Source organism: Adlercreutzia sp. ZJ154 (assembly GCF_011039055.1).
Classification (GTDB): Bacteria; Actinomycetota; Coriobacteriia; order Coriobacteriales; family Eggerthellaceae; genus Adlercreutzia_A.
This window is the reverse complement of sequence record NZ_JAAKEF010000042.1, coordinates 1-964: the sequence shown is the minus strand read 5'-3', so window position 1 is coordinate 964 and position 964 is coordinate 1. Positions and strand designations below refer to the sequence as shown.

Below are 964 nucleotides of genomic sequence, written 5' to 3'. Positions count from 1 at the left end.
CCCCCCCCCATTTCTATATTCGTACTGATGTTCGTAACAGTGTATGAGGTGTTATTAACCTGAATGCTTGAGGGTATAGCAAGTGTGTCTTTTAGAGATTTAGCAGACCAACCAAGAAGTGCTGCCCTAGGTACAGATGTATCTTTGTCGTTTATGGCAAAGGTTAGACCTGCTTGCTGGACAATGCTAACTTCGCTTTGCTTATCAGCAAGGTTTACAGAGGCAGATACTACCTCTATATCATCTTTTTCCTCTATTGCGCTTTGACAAATCTTGTCTAGGTCTTCGCTAGATTCATCTTTAGAAGATATGCTCTGTGTATCTGTTTTGGACACATCTGGTGTTTTAGATGCCTCAACTGATGCACTAGAGCTACTTGATTTTGTATCTTGTATAGCCAACGTCTCATCTGCTAGCGCAGATGCAGGACTCAGTGTTAGAACCAAAGAGGCTACAATCGTTGAAACTAATGCCTTGTTAGGCAAATGCATCTTCTTCATTTTTCCGTCCCTTAGCACTTGCTTTTTGCTAGCTTTTAGCTTCATTCCCGTTCCACTAAAAGCATCTGTTCTGATTCAAATTACAAACCAGACAAAACGCAAAAGCGAGTTACTCGCAAATTCCCATTGTCTTATCGACAGCCCGAACTATAAAACCCGCTTTCCTAGAATTGCAAGAACTTTTTTGAAAATGAGCTATTTATGGTTCATTTTTCCACAGGTGAACATACAATCTGCACAATCGACTAACAAAAGCTGCAAAGTTTGTATAGTAGATAACCCCCGACACATTTCTGCAAGATTTGCACTCATTAAAAGTTGCAACTATGAAGATTTGAGGTGTCAATAGGTGTTGCAAACAGTTGGTTTTGACATGAAATCTATATGTCACTTGATATCGCATTTTTGATACACAGATATAAGGTTTGCAATCTAGTCTTGATTAGAAGATTTATAAGTCTTCT

The 964-nt window shown here is 39.1% G+C and carries 1 protein-coding gene; it reads right to left on the bottom strand.

From position 1 onward, the window contains the following. Nucleotides 1-500, bottom strand: a 500-nt coding sequence (locus G7Y37_RS09060; RefSeq protein WP_165063139.1) for a hypothetical protein, incomplete at its 3' end; no start/stop codon positions are given. Between the last annotated feature and the right edge of the window lie 464 nt (nt 501-964).